Below are 19,735 nucleotides of genomic sequence, written 5' to 3'. Positions count from 1 at the left end.
TCGGCTGATTCTGGTGTTGTAATGCGCTCCGCATTTCCATTTTATGACCGTGCAATGTTACATTGCGCGCCAGTTTTTCTATCAAATGGTACTCAACATGGCACATACAGCAGCAGCGTTGCATATTCTGGTCGATACGGAACAACAGGCAAACGACATTCTGGATCAGTTGGAAAAAGGAGCAGATTTTCAGCAGATGGCACAGAAATTCTCAACCTGCCCGTCCAAACGTAACGGCGGTGATCTGGGCGAATTCCGCCAAGGCGACATGGTTCCGGCATTTGATAAAGCTGTATTTTCCGGTGAACTACTCAAACCATTCGGCCCGGTAAAAACCCAGTTCGGCTATCACATCATCAAAGTGTTGTATCGGAATTAAAGAGGAATAACCGGCTGTCGCCCCTGTTACCAGGAAGACAGCCGATAAACCCGTGCTATCCAATCGTCATCAGGCTGGCATTCCCACCCGCTGCCGCTGTATTCACACTCAAGGCGCGTTCATACACAAGCCGTTCCAGCAGAATGTTGGTTTCACCCTGGGCCAGCCCCTGCACCGAAACAATTGCCCCTTCCCGCTGAGCAATCTGCTCGCCCAATACCCGCAGTTGATCCGCATCGCCGTGATAGATCACGGCGTCGAAGGCAATATCTCCAGCCTGCCAGTCAACACTCTGTTGAATACGTTCCTGCACTACCACGGGTAAACGGCGATACAGTTCGCGCAATGATGGTGTGTCGCGCCACAGAACCTGGCTTCCCACCGCCAGCACGGCGGCCAGTTGCAACAGTACATCATCATCATTATCTGCCAGACACAGCACCCGCTCACGGGGCTGCAACGCATAAGTATTACGTTCGCCCGTCGGCCCGGACAACAACCGCACGGTTCCGCCCAATCCCAATGCGGCATAACGCTGACAACACTGCGCCAAATGACGATAATTTTCCGCTATCGTCCAGGCTTCCAGCGCCTGATGTGCTGTTAATAAGGCGTCTCGGTGAGTGGCGTCAATCGGTTGTTCGCTATCCTGTCGCATCAGTCCTTGCATCACCGCGTCATCAGGGCGTTGTGACAGCAAGCGGTATAGATACAGCGGCCCCCCGGCCTTTGGTCCCGTGCCAGAAAGTCCCTCGCCACCAAACGGTTGTACACCAACCACCGCGCCCACCATATTACGGTTAACGTAGAGATTACCGACTTTTGCTGTGGCCGTTACCCGAGCAATGGTTTCATCAATACGGGTATGCAACCCCAACGTCAGGCCGTAACCGGCCGCATTTATCTGGTTGATAAGCTGGTCCAGATCCTGGCGTTGATAACGCACGACATGCAAAACCGGACCAAACACTTCTTTTTTCAGCTCATCAAAACTATCCAGTTCAATCAGCGTCGGTGGAATAAAATTGCCTCGAGCCCACTCATGTTCATCCTGGGAGTGGGAGTACACCGCCTGAAATACTTTACGGCCCTTGGCGCGCATCGCCTGAATATGGCGCTCAATACCCTGTTTCGCGTCCGCGTCAATCAACGGTCCAATGTCAGTCGACAGGCGTTCTGTGTTACCCATCCGGCATTGCGCCATTGCGCCACGCAACATCTGTAACGTGTGTTCCGCCACATCCTCCTGTACACACAGGATCCTGAGCGCGGAACAACGTTGCCCGGCACTATCAAATGCAGAGGCGATGACATCGGTTACTACCTGCTCCGTCAACGCGGAAGAGTCAACAATCATCGCATTCAGTCCGCCGGTTTCAGCAATCAACGGTGTTGGCCTTCCCTGTGGGTCAAGACGGCCAGCCAGGCTGCGCTGTAAGATTGCCGCCACTTCGGTTGAACCGGTAAACATCACACCACGTACCCGGCTGTCGTTGACCAACGCCGCACCAACCGTCTCTCCCGCCCCCGGAAGCAGTTGCAGGACGCCAGTCGGGATACCCGCCTCCAGCAGTATTCGTACTGCTTGTGCCGCAATCAGCGGTGTTTGCTCCGCCGGTTTTGCCAGCACACTGTTACCTGCCGCCAGCGCGGCAGACACCTGTCCGGTAAAGATTGCCAGGGGGAAGTTCCATGGGCTGATACACACTACCGGCCCCAATGGACGGTGTGTATCATTAGCAAAGTCAGTTTTTACCTGCCCGGCGTAATAACGCAGGAAGTCCACCGCTTCACGCACTTCGGCAATCGCATTGGCAAAGGTTTTACCAGCTTCACGTACCAGTAATCCCAACAAATGCTGGAGCTGGCTCTCCATAATATCAGCGGCACGCGCCAGAATCGCGGCACGCTCAACGGACGGGGTGGCAAACCAGATAGCCCCGGCATTAACAGCAGCGCTCAGCGCTCGTTCAATTTCCACATCCTGCGCCTCCCGCACATAGCCCACAATGTCTCGAGGTTCCGCCGGATTCAATACCGCCTGCGCCTCTCCGGTTTCGATTTCACCGTCAATCACAGGATCGGCATGCCATAACTGAGTAGCGCTGGTCAGTAAGGCACTGGACAGCGATGCAAGACGATGCTCATTGGAAAGGTCCAGTCCACTGGAGTTGATACGTTGATCACCATAAAGCGAGCGGGGCAACGGAATGCGCGGATGTGGAACGCCGACGCCACCTTCCTTCACCGCCAACGCGTCGACCTCGCTGACCGGATCGGCGACCAATCTTTCCAACGGCAGTGTATTGTCCGCGATACGGTTCACAAATGAGGTATTAGCGCCATTCTCCAACAGACGTCGCACCAGATACGCCAACAAGGTTTCATGCGTCCCTACTGGCGCGTAAATCCTGCATGGTCGATTCAGCTTTCCATCGGCAACCTTACCTACCACCTGCTCATACAGCGGTTCCCCCATGCCATGCAGGCACTGGAACTCATACTGCCCTGGATAGTAGTTATTACCCGCCAGATGATAAATGGCACTCAATGTGTGCGCATTATGCGTCGCGAACTGTGGATAAATCAGATTCGGTACAGCAAGCAGTTTACGGGCGCAAGCCAGATAGGAAACATCGGTATACACCTTACGGGTATAAACCGGATAGCCTTCCAGACCGTCCATCTGGGCGAGTTTGATTTCACTGTCCCAGTAGGCGCCTTTGACCAGACGGACCATCAGACGGCGGCGGCTGCGTTGCGCCAGATCCACCAGCGCATCAATCACCAACGGACAGCGTTTCTGATAAGCCTGAATCACAAAACCGATGCCATTCCAACCGGCGAGTTGAGGTTCAAAACAGAGGCGCTCCAGCAAATCGAGGGACATTTCCAGCCGGTCTGCCTCTTCCGCGTCAATATTAATGCCGATGTCGTACTGACGAGCCAGCAACGTTAACGATAGCAGTCGAGGATACAACTCCTCCATCACTCGCTCATGCTGCGCCCGGCAGTAACGAGGATGCAGAGCAGACAGTTTGATGGAAATGCCGGGCCCTTCATAAATCCCGCGCCCATTGGAAGCTTTACCAATCGCATGAATCGCCTGCTGATAGGACAACAGATACGCCTCAGCGTCTTCCGCCGTCAGAGCGGCTTCACCGAGCATATCGTAAGAATAGCGGAAACCTTGCGCTTCCAATTTTCTGGCATTCGCCAACGCTTCGGCGATGGTTTCACCCGTCACGAACTGCTCACCCATCAGTCGCATGGCCATATCAACGCCTTTGCGAACCAGTGGTTCACCGCTTTTACTGATAATCCGATTCAGAGAGCCGGATAATCTGGTTTCATTATGTGTTGCCACCAGCTTGCCGGTGAACAGTAATCCCCAGGTAGCTGCATTCACGAACAGTGACGAACTGTGCCCCACATGAGACTGCCAGTTACCGGTACTGATTTTGTCGCGGATCAGTGCGTCACGGGTTGGCTTATCGGGAATTCGCAGCAGCGCTTCCGCCAAACACATCAACGCCACACCTTCTTGCGAAGAAAGGGAGAATTCCTGTAACAGGCTCTGGATCATACCAGAACGCCCGTTCGTACGTTTTTGTGTCCGTAATTTTTCGGCAATCCGATACGCCATTTGATACGTAGATTGCGCGAGATCAGCAGTTAATCTCGCCTGTTCCAGTAACATCGACACCATTTCACTTTCAGGCCGACGGTACACGGAAGTAATAGCAGCGCGAGCTACCGATTGAGGTAAGACCTGTTCGGCAAAATCCAAAAATGGCGGATGGGTTTCTTCTTCCTGAGATTTCGGCATAATCTCTTGCGTTTCAGCATGACTGGACAGGGCTAGTAACGGGATTTCGGGCATGTCAGCGCCGCTTTCGAGGCGTTCGAGATAGGTAAAAATGGCCTGCTTAATAAGCCAGTGCGGCGTGCGATCAATACGCTGTGCCGCCGCTTTAAGTCGATCACGCGTTGACTCATCGAGTTTCACGCCCATCGTGGTAGAACCCATATCCACTCCTGTGGTGAAGAAATAGATGTTGGAAAGATTGTCACTATCATACATGTTGCAACTTTGTGCAACCTTGTTAATAAAACAATCTTGCTCATTTTATCAACCTGTTAATCTGGCTGGTTTTTGCTGACACTGATATGCATAACCGATGATGGAATTAGCTGTAACACCGTAGATTGTCGGATTTTTTCATAATCCTGGCATGTTTCCTGTAATTTTATGGTGCAACCTGACAGATAAATGTGACGCCGCGTGAAATTTATGTAATCCATATGTTAAATGTATTGTTAACGTCAATGCATCTCAATTAGGATAAAAATCGTTCAGCCCCGACAGGAGGTACAACTTATTGCAACCAACCCCCTTCCGAATCTGCCCCCGTTCCGGACAGAGTAACGGAATAGCCAATCGCAAGCGCATAGGGCGTGCGAATAAATAATAATGACAATGGAGAGATAAATGACGATAAGCACACCGATGCTGGTGACCTTTCTGGTGTATATCTTCGGGATGGTTCTGATTGGATTCATCGCATACCGGGCAACCAACAACTTCGGTGACTATATTTTGGGTGGCCGTCGTATGGGGAGTCTGGTGACAGCGCTGTCTGCCGGCGCTTCCGACATGAGTGGCTGGCTGCTGATGGGTTTACCGGGAGCCGTTTTTCTTTCCGGCATATCAGAAAGCTGGATCGCCATCGGCCTGACCATCGGTGCCTACCTGAACTGGAAGTGGGTTGCCGGACGCTTACGCGTACATACCGAGATTAACCATAACTCGCTGACATTGCCCGACTACTTTACCCATCGTTTTGAAGACAAAAGCAAACTACTGCGAGTGATCTCAGCACTGGTAATTCTGATTTTTTTCACCGTTTACTGCGCCTCTGGTATTGTGGCGGGCGCCCGCCTGTTTGAAAGCACTTTTGGCATGAGTTACGGTACCGCGCTATGGCTAGGTGCGATAGCGACGATTGCCTACACTTTCATTGGTGGTTATCTGGCAGTGAGCTGGACAGACACGATTCAAGCCAGCCTGATGATTTTTGCGCTAATTCTGACGCCCGTGATGGTCATTCTGTCCGTTGGCGGTATTGATACATCGCTGGCGATGATCGAAGCCAAAAGCATATCCAATATAGATATGTTCAAAGGATTAAACACCGTAGCCATCATCTCGTTGATGGGTTGGGGCTTGGGTTACTTCGGTCAACCCCACATTCTGGCCCGTTTTATGGCCGCTGACTCACACCATACCATCCACCAAGCCCGCCGTATCAGCATGACCTGGATGATCCTGTGTCTGGTGGGTGCGGTCACCGTCGGTTTCTTCGGTATTGCCTATTTCGCTGAGAACCCCGGACAAGCAGGTAACGTTTCCCAAAACAGTGAACGGGTATTTATCGATCTGGCTATGTTATTGTTTAACCCGTGGATAGCAGGCATCCTTCTGGCGGCCATTCTGGCAGCAGTGATGAGCACCCTGAGCTGCCAATTACTGGTATGTTCCAGCGCAATCACGGAAGATTTATACAAACCATTCCTGCGTAAAAACGCCAGCCAGAAAGAGTTGGTATGGGTAGGCCGTTCGATGGTGCTACTGGTTGCGGTAGTCGCCATTATGCTGGCAACCAACCCGGAGAATAGGGTGCTGGGACTGGTGAGCTATGCCTGGGCTGGCTTTGGTGCGGCATTTGGACCTGTCATTCTGATTTCCCTGATTTGGCCGCGGATGACCCGCAATGGCGCGCTGGCCGGCATGTTGATCGGCGCGGCTACGGTGATCCTCTGGAAACAGTACGACTGGCTGGGCCTGTATGAAATCATTCCCGGCTTCCTTTTCAGCTCCGTGGCTATTTTCCTGGTCAGCCTGATGGGGCTGGCTCCATCGACTGATATTACCGAACGATTCCATACAGCAGAGGCAGAATTCAGAGCCCACTAATCAACTCTCAATAAAAAAAGGGCACAACCTGCGTTGTGCCCTTTTTGCTATGCTATTCGGAATAACGTAATGAATTAACCTGCAACAGCGACGCGTTTCATATCAGTCATGTAGCCACGCAGCTTCTTACCGATGGTTTCGATTGGATGATTGCGGATAGCTTCATTCACATCACGCAACTGGGCGTTATCTACATTCGTCGCAGCCACTGATCTACCGATATCACCCGGTTGCAGAGAGCCCATGAATTTCTCTTTCAGCAATGGTACGGCCGCGTTGGCAAACAGGTAGTTGCCGTATTCTGCCGTATCGGAAATCACTACGTTCATTTCATACAAACGCTTACGGGCAATGGTGTTGGCAATCAACGGCAGTTCATGCAGTGATTCATAATAAGCGGATTCTTCAATAATGCCGGCACTCACCATCGTTTCAAATGCCAGTTCTACCCCGGCCTTGGCCATTGCAATCATCAATACGCCATGATCGAAATATTCCTGCTCGGCAATTTTACCTTCATACTGTGCCGCATTTTCAAAAGCGGTTTTACCGGTTTCTTCGCGCCAGGTCAGCAATTTAACATCATCATTTGCCCAGTCCGCCATCATACCGCTGGAAAATGCGCCAGAAATGATATCGTCCATATGCTTCTGGAATAACGGTTCCATGATGGTTTTCAGTTGCTCAGACAACGCGAAGGCTCGCAGCTTGGCCGGATTCGACAGACGATCCATCATCAGGGTAATCCCGCCTTGTTTCAACGCTTCGGTAATGGTTTCCCAACCGAACTGGACCAGTTTTTCCGCATAAGTCGCGTTAACACCATCAGCCACCAGCTTGTCGAAACTCAACAACGAACCCGCCTGCAACATGCCGCACAGAATAGTCTGCTCACCCATCAGGTCGGATTTTACTTCCGCCACGAAAGAGGACTCCAGCACGCCGGCACGGTGACCGCCGGTTGCTGCGGCCCAGGCTTTGGCAATCGCCATACCTTCACCTTTCGGATCGTTTTCCGGATGCACCGCAATCAGGGTCGGCACACCAAAACCACGTTTGTATTCTTCACGTACTTCCGTACCCGGGCATTTCGGTGCCACCATCACCACAGTGATGTCTTTGCGCACTTGTTCACCCACTTCAACGATGTTGAAACCATGGGAGTAACCCAATGCAGCACCTTGCTTCATCAACGGCTGCACGGCCTGCACAACGGAGGTGTGCTGTTTGTCCGGCGTCAGATTAACCACCAGATCTGCCTGCGGGATCAGTTCTTCATAAGTACCGACTTTAAAACCGTTTTCGGTGGCTTTACGCCACGATGCGCGCTTCTCGGCAATCGCCTCCCGACGCAAGGCATACGCAATATCCAGCCCGGAATCGCGCATGTTCAGGCCCTGATTCAGACCCTGAGCGCCACAGCCGACGATCACCACTTTTTTACCTTTCAGATAGCTGGCTTCATCGGCGAATTCGTCGCGGCCCATAAAACGACATTTACCCAATTGAGCCAGCTGCTGACGCAGGTTCAATGTGTTGAAATAATTAGCCATGTGGTGGTGCTCCATATCGTGTGTTATTTGCTAATGTTCAGTAAGGTTAGCCGTTTTCACAGCGCCCAGAATATCCCATCATATGACAGGAAACGTGTTGCTTAAATTGATATATTAACAACGTGATATTGCAAGATATGCAACGTAAAAATGAGGCTGACATCGCATGGACTTACGAGATCTCAAATTGTTTCTGCATCTGGTGGAAAGTCACCATTTTGGTCGTACCGCCAAGGCGATGCACATCAGCCCATCGACACTATCGCGGCAAATTCAGCGATTGGAAGAGGACATCGGCCAGTCGCTGTTTCTGCGGGATAACCGTACCGTTCAGCTCACCGATGCCGGTGAACACCTGAAAACCTTCGCTCAGCAAACACTGTTACAGTATCAACAATTACAGTTGGTGCTGGGCCAACGCGGCCAGTCACTGAGTGGAGAACTGCGGCTGTTTTGTTCAGTAACTGCCGCCTACAGCCATCTACCGCCCATTCTTGACCATTTTCGAGCCGCACATCCACTGGTGGAAATAAAACTCACCACCGGTGATGCTGCCGATGCGGTGGAAAAAGTACAGTCGAACGAAGCCGACCTCGGTATTGCCGGTCATCCGGAAACGCTGCCTGCCAGCGTAGAATTCATGCCTATCGGCAAGATTCCACTGGTATTGATTATTCCGGCACTACCTTGCGCGGTACAGACACAGGCGCGCCAACCTGAACCAGACTGGTCACAGATTCCGTTTATCCTGCCAGAGCATGGGCCAGTGAGAAAACGGATCGATGTCTGGTTTCGCCGCCAGCATATTGCCAATCCACCAATCTACGCCACAGTATCAGGCCATGAGGCAATGGTGTCGATGGTCGCATTAGGGTGCGGTATTGCGCTAATCCCTGATGTCGTACTTGAAAATAGTCCGGAGCCGGTACGTAATCGAGTGTCGGTATTACCAGGACAGGCAATGGAACCGTTTGAACTGGGCGTTTGCGTACAGAAAAAACGGCTGAGCGAACCACTTATTGCCGCCTTCTGGGAAACCTTACAGAAAAAATAATGGAACTATCGTTTATCATGCTACTTTTGTCGTTGGCCATTTTTTAGGCCGTCAGCTAAGGCGAAAGTTATCTATTTAATTATCTGATGGCTAAAACCAAGTAATCTCAACGACTGAACCATTTGTCATCCAGAAAGGCGGGGCTGACATTTGCTGGTTCAGCCGCCTTCTTCATGATTTCAATTTTCATCAGATAATGATACAGCGGCTCCAGCCGGGTAAATCCCCTTGCCAGCACCGATGCCAGATCTCCGTCAAAAAGAAGCTCCATATCCTGTCGTGTTACCATGGCGGCAAACGACTTACGGTTATACCAGCAGGCCAGCTCAACGGGCTGATCTTTAATCAACGGGCGTTTATAGCTTTCCCCTTCCAGCACAAACTCATCACCCAAACAGGCCGCTATATCCAAAAATCCCTGCGGATTATCCCGTAATGTCTGGCGAAACAACTCCATGGTGGTACGGCTGGCGCTGTAGTAACCCAAACCATAGCGCCAACTGTCCGGCGTGATCTCAAAGAAATAGACCGGCGCATCCGTCCAGTCTTTCTGGGTACGCTTAAAGGTCAGCCACATCCGGTCTCGATAACGGGATTTATCATGAGAAAAACGGGTATCGCGATGAATACGGGACAGGGTTTTACCTATCGTCGGGCGAGTTTCAAAATGATCGTCAATCTGTAGCATGGTAATGCTCAGTGATTCCACCAGCGCACGGAACGGCGTCAGCAGCGTCTCCTCATAGAGCGAACGATGTTCCTCAAACCATTCCTTGCTGTTTTTCTGCCGTACCTGTTGCAGAAAGATCAACCCCTGCGGAGAAAAACCGCCAAAGCGTATCGTCATGATGTCATCATCCATAAACCGGGAGGAGTAAAAGAACACGCTAAACGATAGCGCGCCCGGCGGATAAACTCCACCGGACGCAGCACATTGCAACAGCAATCATCACCCTTTCAGAAAAAAGCGGAATGCCGGATTCTGCGTCTCATCATGACATTCGTAGCCCAGTGCCTGTAGATGTTGCTCAAACTCCGGATCGCGCTCCGTCAGCTCAAAGGCAGCCAGTACGCGGCCAAAGTCCATACCGTGACTGCGATAATGGAACAACGAAATATTCCAGTACGTTCCCAGCGTATTGAGGAATTTCAGCAAGGCTCCGGGCGATTCCGGAAACTCAAAACTGTACAATCTTTCCCGCAACGGTTTGGAAGGCCGACCACCGACCATATAACGCACATGCAACTTGGCCATTTCATCATCGGAAAGATCCACTACCTGGTAGCCATCTGCCGACAGCTCAGCAATGATTTCCTGACGCTCAACATTACCGCGGGTCAGACGTACACCCACAAAAATGCAGGCGTTATCCGCATCCGCATAGCGATAATTAAACTCGGTGACAGAGCGTCCTCCCAGCAGTTGGCAGAATTTGAGGAAACTGCCTTTCTGCTCGGGAATGGTGACCGCCATCAGTGCTTCACGCTGCTCACCCAGTTCACAGCGTTCGGAAACATAACGCAGGCCATGAAAATTCACGTTGGCGCCGGAAAGGACATGCGCCAGCCGTTCACCCTGAATATGGTGCTGCTGGATATATTTTTTCATGCCCGCTAGCGCCAATGCCCCGGAAGGCTCAGCTACCGCGCGAACATCCTCGAACAAGTCCTTAACCGCCGCACAGATGGCATCACTGTCAACAGTGATGACATCATCCAGGTACTCACGGCACAACCGGAACGTTTCATCGCCGACACGTTTTACCGCCACACCTTCGGCAAATAAGCCGACACGCGGCAAATCTACCGGGCGACCGGCATCCAACGCTGCGCGCAGGCAGGCGGAATCTTCCGCCTCGACGCCAATAACCTTGATCTGCGGCATCAACTGTTTGATCAGCACAGCAACCCCAGCAGCCAGACCACCACCACCAACCGGAACAAATACCCGATCGAGATGCGCGTCCTGCTGTAACAGTTCCATCGCCAGCGTACCCTGCCCGGCAATTACTGCCGGATGATCAAATGGCGGCACAAAAGTCATTTTCTGCTGCTGTGACAACTCAATGGCCCTGGCTTTCGCCTCATCAAAGTTATCACCGTGCAACAACACCTCCCCACCAAAACCGCGCACGGCATCCACTTTGATATCCGCCGTAGCAACCGGCATCACAATCAGCGCTTTGATACCCAGACGATTGGCGGAAAGCGCCACGCCCTGTGCATGATTGCCTGCCGATGCGGTGATCACACCATGGGATTTCTGTTCATCACTCAGCCCGGCCATCATCGCGTAGGCGCCACGCAGCTTAAAGCTGTGTACAGCCTGACGATCTTCTCGTTTCACCAGAATGATATTTCCCAGCCGGGCAGAGAGTTTGTCCATTTTCTCCAGCGGCGTAACCTGTGCCACCTCATATACCGGCGCGCGCAAGATCGCCCGCAAATATTCAGCGCAACAGGGCTCGGCAGGAAGCGGTTGTGAGACAGCCATGAGTTAGCCTCCCAGCTTACTTTTATCGCGGACAGCACCTTTATCGGCGCTAGTCGCCAGGCTGGCGTATGCACGCAGTGCGAAAGATACCTGACGGTCACGACTTTTCGGTGTCCAAGCGGCATCACCACGGGCCAGTTCGGCCTCACGGCGTGTTGCCAACTCACTGTCAGATACTTGCAGCACAATACTGCGGTTCGGAATATCAATGGCAATCATGTCACCCTCTTGCACCAGCGCGATGACGCCGCCACTCGCGGCCTCCGGAGAGGCATGGCCAATGGACAAGCCGGACGTACCGCCAGAAAAACGGCCATCGGTGATCAGTGCGCAGGCCTTTCCCAATCCCATGGATTTCAGGAAGCTGGTAGGGTATAGCATTTCCTGCATACCCGGCCCACCTTTCGGCCCTTCATAACGAATAACCACCACATCACCGGCAACCACTTTATTGCCCAGAATCGCTTCTACCGCATCATCCTGACTTTCATACACTTTGGCTGGACCGTGGAACACCAGATTACTTTTATCAACACCGGCGGTTTTCACAATACAGCCATCTTCAGCGATGTTGCCGTACAGTATCGCCAGACCGCCATCCTGACTGTAGGCGAATTCACGCGAACGGATACATCCTTCTTGACGGTCAGTATCCAGTGAATCCCAGCGACAATCCTGCGAGAACGCCTTGGTGGTACGAATACCCGCCGGACCGGCAGTAAACATTTTCCTCACCTCGGCATCCTGGGTCAGCATAACGTCATATTCCGCCAGCGTTTCCGGCAGTGTCAGGCCCAGTACATTTTTCACACCACGGTTGAGCAAACCTGCACGATCCAACTCGCCCAAAATACCGATCACGCCACCCGCGCGATGGACGTCTTCCATATGATATTTCTGGATGCTGGGAGCCACTTTACACAAGTGCGGCACCTGACGGGACAGGCGGTCGATATCCGACATGCTGAAATCCACCTCGCCCTCCTGTGCGGCAGCCAGCAGATGCAGGACGGTATTGGTAGAGCCCCCCATGGCGATATCCAGCGTCATGGCGTTTTCAAAGGCGGCTTTGTTGGCGATGTTGCGCGGCAATACGCTGTCGTCATCCTGTTCATAATAGCGTTTGGCCAGGCCAACAATACGTGAGCCCGCATTGATAAACAGCTGCTTACGATCCGCATGCGTTGCCAGTAGTGAACCATTGCCTGGCAGTGACAAGCCCAGCGCTTCCGTCAGACAGTTCATAGAATTGGCGGTAAACATACCGGAGCAGGAGCCGCAGGTCGGACAGGCCGAACGTTCAATCTGCGCACTGTCTTCATCGCTGACTTTCGGATTGGCACCCTGAATCATGGCGTCAATCAGGTCGAGCTTGATGATCTGATCTGAGAGTTTGGTTTTCCCGGCCTCCATTGGGCCGCCGGAAACAAAAATGACCGGAATATTGAGGCGCAGTGCTGCCATCAACATCCCCGGCGTGATTTTGTCACAGTTGGAGATACAGACCATAGCGTCAGCGCAGTGGGCGTTCACCATATACTCCACGGAATCGGCGATCAGCTCGCGAGAAGGCAGAGAATAGAGCATGCCACCATGCCCCATGGCGATACCGTCATCCACTGCAATGGTGTTGAACTCTTTGGCGACACCGCCTGCTGCGTCTATCTGCTCAGCGACCAACTTTCCCAGATCACGTAAATGTACGTGCCCGGGGACAAATTGAGTGAACGAGTTCACAACCGCAATTATGGGCTTGTCAAAATCAGCGTCGGTCATCCCTGTAGCGCGCCACAAGGCTCGCGCTCCAGCCATATTGCGACCATGCGTAGTAGTGGCTGAACGGTACTTAGGCATACTCTTGTTACTCCAGTTTAAACAGATAACCGGTGACGGAACGCATCACCAGAGAAAAATAATAAGTTGATTAATTAACGATTTACTGGATCAAGCCAGCCCCATTTATCTTCGGTTTCGCCGGTAAACAGGCCAAAGAATGCCTGCTGCAGTTTCTTGGTCACCGGACCGCATTTGCCGATACCAACCTGAATACCATCCACGCTACGTACCGGGGTAATTTCCGCCGCCGTACCGGACATGAACACTTCATCAGCCAGATATAACGATTCACGAGACAATACCTGTTCGCGGATTTCAAAACCCAGACCTTTCGCCAGTTTGATAATCGCATCGCGGGTAATCCCCGGTAGCGCCGAAGAGGTAAATGGTGGTGTGAAAAGGACATTATCTTTCACTTCAAACAGGTTTTCACCAGCACCTTCAGACACATAGCCATGAACATCCAGCGCAATCCCTTCCTGATAGCCATGACGACGGGCTTCACTCCCCACTAGCAACGAGGACAAATAGTTGCCTCCAGCTTTAGCGGCCGTCGGAATGGTATTGGCAGCAGCGCGATTCCAGGAGGACACCATCGCGTCAATCCCTTGATCAAGCGCTTCTTCACCCAAATAAGCGCCCCACGGAAATGCGGCAATAATCACATCTGTCTTATAGCCTTCCGGCGGATTCACGCCCATCCCCACATCACCGACAAACACCAGCGGACGGATATAAGCACTGGACAGATTATTCCTGCGCAACGTTTCGCGACAGGCTTCCATCAGTTCATCCACACTTTGCGCCAACGGCATGCGGTAAATTTTGGCCGAATCATGCAGACGTTGCATATGCTCGCGGTGACGGAACACCACCGGGCCACGATGAGAATCGTAGCAGCGGACACCTTCAAATACCGACGTACCGTAATGCAGCGCATGAGACATCACATGAACCTTGGCCTCAGCCCAGGGAACCATTTCACCGTTGAACCAGATATAGTCAGCTTTTTTAGTCATTCTTGTTTTCCTTCTTGATGCCCCTCAGGCACGAATTTGTTGTGATGAAATCGGCTGAATATCGACACAGGCAATATCCAGCAGTTTACTTAATTGTGTTGACAATAAATCTACTGATCTCTGACTGGCAACGGTCAGTTCAATATTAATGTGATCGCAACTGTTAGCCTGCGTCATATTCATGGCGTAAACCTGGAAGCCGCGATGACGAGCAATCCGCAGTACACGCTCCAGAATTTCGGGGCGAAAGCGGGCCTGAATTGAAAGCTGATGGTGTGTCATTGGTTTTTCTCCAGACATGATTTTGTTTTATCCAACATCGTTTCATTACCGGCACCAGGCGGCACCAGAGGCCAGACGTTCTCATACTCATCAATGGAAACATGCAGCAAGTATGGTCCATCACTGTTCAACAAGGCGTCAAGCGCGGCATCTATCTGGTCTTTGCGGGTGATACGCTGGCCTGGGATATCAAAGGCACTTGCCAGCGTCAGGAAATCAGGATTATCGGAGAGGTTGGTTTCACTATAGCGTTCATCAAAAAACAGTTGCTGCCACTGTCGAACCATCCCTAAACGCTGGTTATCCAGCAGGACGATTTTCAATGGTAATCGTTTTCGCTTGATGGTCCCCAGCTCCTGCACATTCATCATGAACGAACCATCACCGGAAATGCAGATTACCATATCATCCGGGCGCGCCACCTGGGCGCCCACCGCAGCAGGAACACCAAATCCCATCGTGCCCAGCCCGCTGGAAGTAATGAAATTTTCAGGACGGGTAAATTGCATATGCTGAGCCGACCACATCTGGTGCTGCCCGACATCTGTCGTGATCACCGTTTCCGGTGCCATACGTTCAGACAAGGTTTTCAGCAGTGCTGGAGCGTAGATGGCCTGACCCGGATGATCATAACGCCACGGATATTCCGTTTTCATCATCATGGCCTGCTGTCGCCACTCATCAATCTGCAACGGCTGCTGCAAGGCTGGCAACAAACAGTTCAGGTCCCCCTGCAACGCAACATGCGCCTGACGCAACTTATTCAGCTCTGCCGGGTCGATATCCATATGAATCACTTTGGCATAAGGCGCGAAGGCGCTCAATTTGCCAGTCACACGGTCATCAAAACGCACACCTATCGCTACCAGCAGATCGCACTGTTGCACCATCAGATTGGCCGCTTTGGTACCGTGCATACCAATCATACCCAGATAGTAAGGGTGTGAATGATCTACCGCACCCAGTCCCTTCAGCGTGACCACGGATGGCATCTGGGTCGTGGTAATAAAGTCACGTAGCGCGGGTACGGCTCTGGCCATGCCCACACCGCCACCCACATACAGCACCGGTTTTTTCGCCTGGGTCAGCATGTCAAACGCTTGGGAAACCGTCTGTGCTGGGAAAGGTGACGGCTCGTCAACCGATATGAAATACGGGCTAAACTCACCTTCCGCCAATTGAATGTCTTTCGGGATATCAATCAATACCGGGCCGGGACGACCACTGTTAGCTACCGCAAAAGCCTCTGCCATAACTTCCGGTAAAGACTCTACCGAGTCCACCAGAAAACTGTGTTTGGTACAGGCCAACGACAACCCTAAAACATCGATTTCCTGAAAAGCATCAGTGCCTATCAATGCCGAACCAACCTGACCGGTGATAGCCACGATAGGAATAGAATCCAGCAGGGCATCAGCCAGTCCTGTAATCAGGTTAGTCGCCCCCGGCCCGGATGTGGCGATACAAACGCCAACTTTCCCAGTGGATCTGGCATAACCAATCGCAGCCATGGCAGCACCCTGTTCATGGCGACATAGCACATGTTCTACGCCGCCATCATACAGCGCATCGTAAACTGGCATAATCGCGCCACCAGGATAACCGAAGACCGTATCCACTCCCTGTGCCCGCAACGCTTGCACCACCCACTGAGCCCCATTCATAGTTATTTCCCCGACGTCTTTTGGGAATAACAGGACTTTATTCTGCTGAACATAGCTGCTCCCTTGTTTAGGTTTCTGACCGCATAAAAAAACCCCCGACCTTTCGGTGCGGGGGTTTTCTTGAATTCGGCCTTGATTTTTAAGCCATTCTTCGTCCAAGTGCAGCCCCGCACGGTGGGATAATAATCACCACCACACTAATCACGAGTAGGCTAATCACTAGGGAGAACGCTTTCATTTCAGGTTGTTCATTGATCTATTGTCGAACGAATACCTACAGAGTTACCACAGTAAGTCATAGTATGACAACCATTTTTTTTCGCAGGTATTCTGTCCGTTTTGCATAATTAGACGTAAAAGTTATTACTATTCATACACTAACATTCATTGAACCGGTCTTTCCTTTTTCCTGCAGTGACCCATTCCCGGCAAATGCCGTCAGCACAGCTATCAAGATAGCCACCACCCCGGCAATAGCCGCCATAGCCAGTGCATAATTATGGTTGTGCGTTTCAGCGATCATTGCCTGCAGCGTGGCATTAACGGAAGCAATCAAATTTCCCAGCTGATACACAAAACCGGGCAATACCGCACGGGTATTGCTCGGTACCAGTTCATTGAGGAAAGTAGGAATAACCCCCCAGGCCCCCTGAACCATAAACTGCATCAGGAAAGCGCCTAATCCCAACATCCAGGCTCCCTGAGAAAATGCCCAGAGAGGAATAATCGGTAATGCCAGCAGCGACGCAGTTATAATGGCTTTTTTACGACCGATACGCTCCGATAGCGTACCAAAAAAGACGCCCCCCATGATCGAAGCAATATTGTAGCTAATAGCGATAATACTGATGGTTTTAGCATCAAAACCATGCTGAATTTTCAAAAATGCCGGATAAAGATCCTGTGTGCCGTGACTGAAAAAATTAAATGCCGCCATCAGCAATACCAGGTAGAAACAGAGTTTCCAGTGAGATTTCAATACCGGCAGTAAGGCGGTACTCTCCTTACGCGCTCTGGCCGCCAGCCAGACCGGGGACTCTTCCACGCAGAAGTAAATGAAGGGCAATAACAAGATAGGTACCGCACCAATCACGAACATACCACGCCAACCAACCACATCGAACAGCGTCCCATAGACGACCGCCGCCAACAAATAACCAAATGGATATCCCGCCTGAAAAATACCGGACATTAATCCCCGGGATTTATCAGGAATCGTCTCCATTGTCAGTGAGGAAGCCACACCCCAGATCCCGCCCATCGCCACGCCATAAAGAACCCGTAACAGCAGGAATATCATCAGTGAGGGAGCAACGGCAGACAACAGCTCAAATACAGAAAACAGCACAATGTTAAGCATCAGAATCGGCTTACGACCAAACTTCTCCGCCAGACGTCCAATAATCAACGCCCCCAATGGCCTGACAGCCAATGTCAACAATATAGCCAGCGTCACCTGTTCCATACCAACCTGATAGGCGTGAGCAATATCGCTAAGCAAGAAAACCAGGATAAAAAAATCGAACGCGTCCAATGACCAGCTCAAAAAACTGGCAATCGCGGTATTGCGTTGCGGGGGAGTCCAACCAAACATAGATATTTCCCTATCGTATCGTAGAGTACGAAGTTGGCAGAAAACAGGCTGTACGGCAGGAGGACGCCGCAGTCGATGAGGTAATGTTTTTAAATTGCGGACATTATTTTAAATAATTGTTAAATACACCTTCAGTTTTAATATCGCAACTGATATCCCCCATCGAATGTGTTGCAAATTAATTGCAGTTGTTAATCAGTATTAACAACGCTGCGATGGAGTACGCAATTCTTTGAATCTCCGCTGAGAAAGGGAATTATTCCATCGAGGGGTTTCGCATATCTGCAAACCTCGCCGTGCCGAGGATGGGCCGAACAGGCATGATCATATCTGTCAAAGGAAGGAGCAGAACATGACGCTGGCAGTGACATATACACGGGCAACACTAGGGATGCAGGCACCCGAGGTTTCTATCGAAGTACACATCAGCAATGGGTTACCAGCCCTGACATTAGTGGGGCTGCCTGAAACCACCGTAAAAGAGGCTAGGGATCGGGTCCGCAGCGCACTGCTCAATTGTGGTTTCGCCTTTCCGGCAAAACGTATCACCGTCAATCTTGCACCCGCTGACCTGCCGAAAGAAGGAGGCCGCTACGATCTGCCTATCGCATTGGCTATTCTGGCAGCCTCTGAACAAATCCCGGGAGAACAATTGGCTAAGTATGAATTTCTGGGTGAATTGGGATTGTCGGGTACCTTGCGCGGCGTCAATGGCGCAATTCCCGCCGCACTGGAAGCACAAAAAGCAGGTCGATGTTTGATGCTCCCAGAAGATAACAAACTGGAAATGGCGCTGATCCCGCAAGGAGAGACGTTACTGGCTAATCACTTGCTACAGGTTTGTGCCTTTCTACACGGTGAAGATGTATTATCCCCCGGTGGTAATATGCCACCTGAAGAACACACTGAAACACACGCCGCCGATTTAAAAGACATTATTGGGCAGGAACAAGCCAAACGAGCGCTGGAAATTGCCGCCGCTGGGGGGCATAACCTGTTGCTGCTAGGCCCACCTGGTACCGGAAAGACTATGCTCGCCAGTCGTCTGCCTGGGCTTATGCCACCATTATCCGATGACGAAGCTTTGGAAAGCGCTGCAATTAACAGTTTACTCAATATTAATGCCACATTGTCTCAGTGGCGCGCCAGACCGTTTCGAGCGCCTCATCATACCGCCTCCATAACGGCGTTGGTCGGTGGGGGAGCACTCCCTAAACCGGGAGAAATATCACTGGCACACAATGGTGTACTGTTTCTGGATGAATTACCGGAATTTGAACGCCGTGTGCTGGATTCACTACGTGAACCGCTGGAATCAGGAGAAATTATCATCTCCCGCACCCGAGCCAAAGTTTGCTATCCGGCACGGTTCCAATTGATCGCCGCCATGAATCCCAGCCCCTCAGGGCATTATCAAGGCATTCATAACCGCATGCCAGCCCAGCAGATTTTACGCTATCTAAACCGGCTCTCCGGCCCGTTTTTGGATCGTTTTGATCTTTCAATTGAAGTGCCGTTATTACCACCGGGCGTTTTGCGCCAGCAAACCAATAACGGAGAAAGCAGCGCGACAGTCAAGGAGCGGGTACTGTCGGCACAACAACGTCAATTAAAGCGTACCGGCAAGATCAATGCGTTGCTGAAACCAGTTGACATCGAAAAACACTGTCGCTTAACAGATGTTGACGCCGCTTATCTGGAAGAAGTAATGAGTAAACTTGGACTTTCAGTCCGCGCCTGGCACCGAATACTGAAAGTAGCCCGTACCATTGCCGATCTCAGTGACACGGAAAAAATAGAGCGTAGGCACCTTGCTGAAGCACTCAGCTATCGGTGTATGGACAGGTTACTAATTCAGCTACATAAAAGTCTGGCATGACAAA

Annotated in this window: 14 protein-coding genes; 4 read left to right on the top strand and 10 right to left on the bottom strand. The window is 51.5% G+C overall.

Annotated features, from left to right (window positions below; all coding sequences use genetic code 11):
• The first annotated feature begins 97 nt into the window (after positions 1–97).
• On the top strand, positions 98–379 hold the full coding sequence (ppiC, locus tag CWC46_RS03775) for a peptidylprolyl isomerase PpiC (RefSeq protein ID WP_037380398.1): 282 nt from the start codon (positions 98–100) through the stop codon (positions 377–379).
• A 55-nt stretch (positions 380–434) separates the two neighbouring features.
• On the opposite strand, the gene putA is transcribed toward ppiC, so the two are convergent.
• Positions 435–4,409, bottom strand: a complete 3,975-nt coding sequence (putA, locus tag CWC46_RS03770) for a trifunctional transcriptional regulator/proline dehydrogenase/L-glutamate gamma-semialdehyde dehydrogenase (protein WP_021013532.1) — start codon at positions 4,407–4,409, stop codon at positions 435–437.
• Between the two features lie 462 nt (positions 4,410–4,871).
• On the opposite strand from putA, the gene putP reads away from it, so the two are divergent.
• On the top strand, positions 4,872–6,356 hold the full coding sequence (gene putP / locus CWC46_RS03765; protein WP_021013533.1) for a sodium/proline symporter PutP: 1,485 nt from the start codon (positions 4,872–4,874) through the stop codon (positions 6,354–6,356).
• Between the two features lie 74 nt (positions 6,357–6,430).
• Here the strand turns inward: putP and ilvC are convergent, their stop codons facing one another.
• On the bottom strand, positions 6,431–7,909 hold the full coding sequence (ilvC, locus tag CWC46_RS03760) for a ketol-acid reductoisomerase (RefSeq protein ID WP_021013534.1): 1,479 nt from the start codon (positions 7,907–7,909) through the stop codon (positions 6,431–6,433).
• A gap of 166 nt (positions 7,910–8,075) precedes the next feature.
• Between ilvC and ilvY the strand changes: the two genes are divergently transcribed.
• Positions 8,076–8,963 (top strand): HTH-type transcriptional activator IlvY, encoded by an 888-nt coding sequence (gene ilvY, locus CWC46_RS03755; RefSeq protein WP_021013535.1) that lies wholly within the window; start codon positions 8,076–8,078, stop codon positions 8,961–8,963.
• 106 nt (positions 8,964–9,069) lie between these two features.
• On the opposite strand, the gene CWC46_RS03750 is transcribed toward ilvY, so the two are convergent.
• The 8 genes from CWC46_RS03750 to CWC46_RS03715 all read right to left on the bottom strand — a co-directional run bounded on the left by CWC46_RS03750 (position 9,070) and on the right by CWC46_RS03715 (position 17,852).
• Positions 9,070–9,810 carry a DUF2461 domain-containing protein gene (locus CWC46_RS03750; RefSeq protein ID WP_021013536.1) on the bottom strand — a complete coding sequence of 247 codons (741 nt, stop codon included), beginning with the start codon at positions 9,808–9,810 and terminating at the stop codon, positions 9,070–9,072.
• Positions 9,811–9,912: 102 nt separating this feature from the next.
• The gene (gene ilvA / locus CWC46_RS03745; RefSeq protein ID WP_021013537.1) at positions 9,913–11,457 is read right to left on the bottom strand and encodes a threonine ammonia-lyase, biosynthetic; all 1,545 of its coding nucleotides are present in this window, start codon (positions 11,455–11,457) and stop codon (positions 9,913–9,915) included.
• A gap of 3 nt (positions 11,458–11,460) precedes the next feature.
• Positions 11,461–13,311 (bottom strand): dihydroxy-acid dehydratase, encoded by a 1,851-nt coding sequence (ilvD, locus tag CWC46_RS03740; protein ID WP_021013538.1) that lies wholly within the window; start codon positions 13,309–13,311, stop codon positions 11,461–11,463.
• Positions 13,312–13,385: 74 nt separating this feature from the next.
• Complete coding sequence (locus CWC46_RS03735) at positions 13,386–14,312, bottom strand: branched-chain amino acid transaminase (protein WP_021013539.1); 927 nt, start codon at positions 14,310–14,312, stop codon at positions 13,386–13,388.
• 24 nt (positions 14,313–14,336) lie between these two features.
• Complete coding sequence (ilvM, locus tag CWC46_RS03730; RefSeq protein ID WP_021013540.1) at positions 14,337–14,594, bottom strand: acetolactate synthase 2 small subunit; 258 nt, start codon at positions 14,592–14,594, stop codon at positions 14,337–14,339.
• Positions 14,591–16,258, bottom strand: a complete 1,668-nt coding sequence (gene ilvG / locus CWC46_RS03725) for an acetolactate synthase 2 catalytic subunit (RefSeq protein WP_021013541.1) — start codon at positions 16,256–16,258, stop codon at positions 14,591–14,593. The genes ilvM and ilvG overlap by 4 nt, the downstream gene beginning before the upstream one ends.
• A 139-nt stretch (positions 16,259–16,397) precedes the next feature.
• Positions 16,398–16,496 carry an ilv operon leader peptide gene (gene ilvL, locus CWC46_RS03720; protein WP_071790830.1) on the bottom strand — a complete coding sequence of 33 codons (99 nt, stop codon included), beginning with the start codon at positions 16,494–16,496 and terminating at the stop codon, positions 16,398–16,400.
• A 132-nt stretch (positions 16,497–16,628) separates the two neighbouring features.
• Entirely contained in the window at positions 16,629–17,852 is a 1,224-nt protein-coding gene (locus CWC46_RS03715; protein WP_021013542.1) for an MFS transporter, read from the bottom strand.
• A 352-nt stretch (positions 17,853–18,204) separates the two neighbouring features.
• Here CWC46_RS03715 and CWC46_RS03710 point away from each other — a divergent pair, with 352 nt between their 5' ends.
• Positions 18,205–19,731: a YifB family Mg chelatase-like AAA ATPase gene (locus CWC46_RS03710; protein WP_021013543.1), complete on the top strand. Its 1,527-nt coding sequence runs from the start codon at positions 18,205–18,207 to the stop codon at positions 19,729–19,731.
• Positions 19,732–19,735: the final 4 nt, after the last annotated feature.

This window comes from Prodigiosinella confusarubida (assembly GCF_002847015.1).
GTDB classification, from domain to species: domain Bacteria; phylum Pseudomonadota; class Gammaproteobacteria; order Enterobacterales; family Enterobacteriaceae; genus Prodigiosinella; species Prodigiosinella aquatilis.
This window is presented reverse-complemented; position numbering and strand designations above follow the sequence as displayed.

Bases quoted from the DNA above. Each gene is read 5' to 3' on its own strand.
- ppiC (WP_037380398.1), top strand. From the start codon at position 98: ATGGCACATACAGCAGCAGCGTTGCATATTCTGGTCGATACGGAACAA.
- putA (WP_021013532.1), bottom strand. From the start codon at position 4,409: ATGGGTTCTACCACGATGGGCGTGAAACTCGATGAGTCAACGCGTGAT.
- putP (WP_021013533.1), top strand. From the start codon at position 4,872: ATGACGATAAGCACACCGATGCTGGTGACCTTTCTGGTGTATATCTTC.
- ilvC (WP_021013534.1), bottom strand. From the start codon at position 7,909: ATGGCTAATTATTTCAACACATTGAACCTGCGTCAGCAGCTGGCTCAA.
- ilvY (WP_021013535.1), top strand. From the start codon at position 8,076: ATGGACTTACGAGATCTCAAATTGTTTCTGCATCTGGTGGAAAGTCAC.
- CWC46_RS03750 (WP_021013536.1), bottom strand. From the start codon at position 9,810: ATGACGATACGCTTTGGCGGTTTTTCTCCGCAGGGGTTGATCTTTCTG.
- ilvA (WP_021013537.1), bottom strand. From the start codon at position 11,457: ATGGCTGTCTCACAACCGCTTCCTGCCGAGCCCTGTTGCGCTGAATAT.
- ilvD (WP_021013538.1), bottom strand. From the start codon at position 13,311: ATGCCTAAGTACCGTTCAGCCACTACTACGCATGGTCGCAATATGGCT.
- CWC46_RS03735 (WP_021013539.1), bottom strand. From the start codon at position 14,312: ATGACTAAAAAAGCTGACTATATCTGGTTCAACGGTGAAATGGTTCCC.
- ilvM (WP_021013540.1), bottom strand. From the start codon at position 14,594: ATGACACACCATCAGCTTTCAATTCAGGCCCGCTTTCGCCCCGAAATT.
- ilvG (WP_021013541.1), bottom strand. From the start codon at position 16,258: ATGAATGGGGCTCAGTGGGTGGTGCAAGCGTTGCGGGCACAGGGAGTG.
- ilvL (WP_071790830.1), bottom strand. From the start codon at position 16,496: ATGAAAGCGTTCTCCCTAGTGATTAGCCTACTCGTGATTAGTGTGGTG.
- CWC46_RS03715 (WP_021013542.1), bottom strand. From the start codon at position 17,852: ATGTTTGGTTGGACTCCCCCGCAACGCAATACCGCGATTGCCAGTTTT.
- CWC46_RS03710 (WP_021013543.1), top strand. From the start codon at position 18,205: ATGACGCTGGCAGTGACATATACACGGGCAACACTAGGGATGCAGGCA.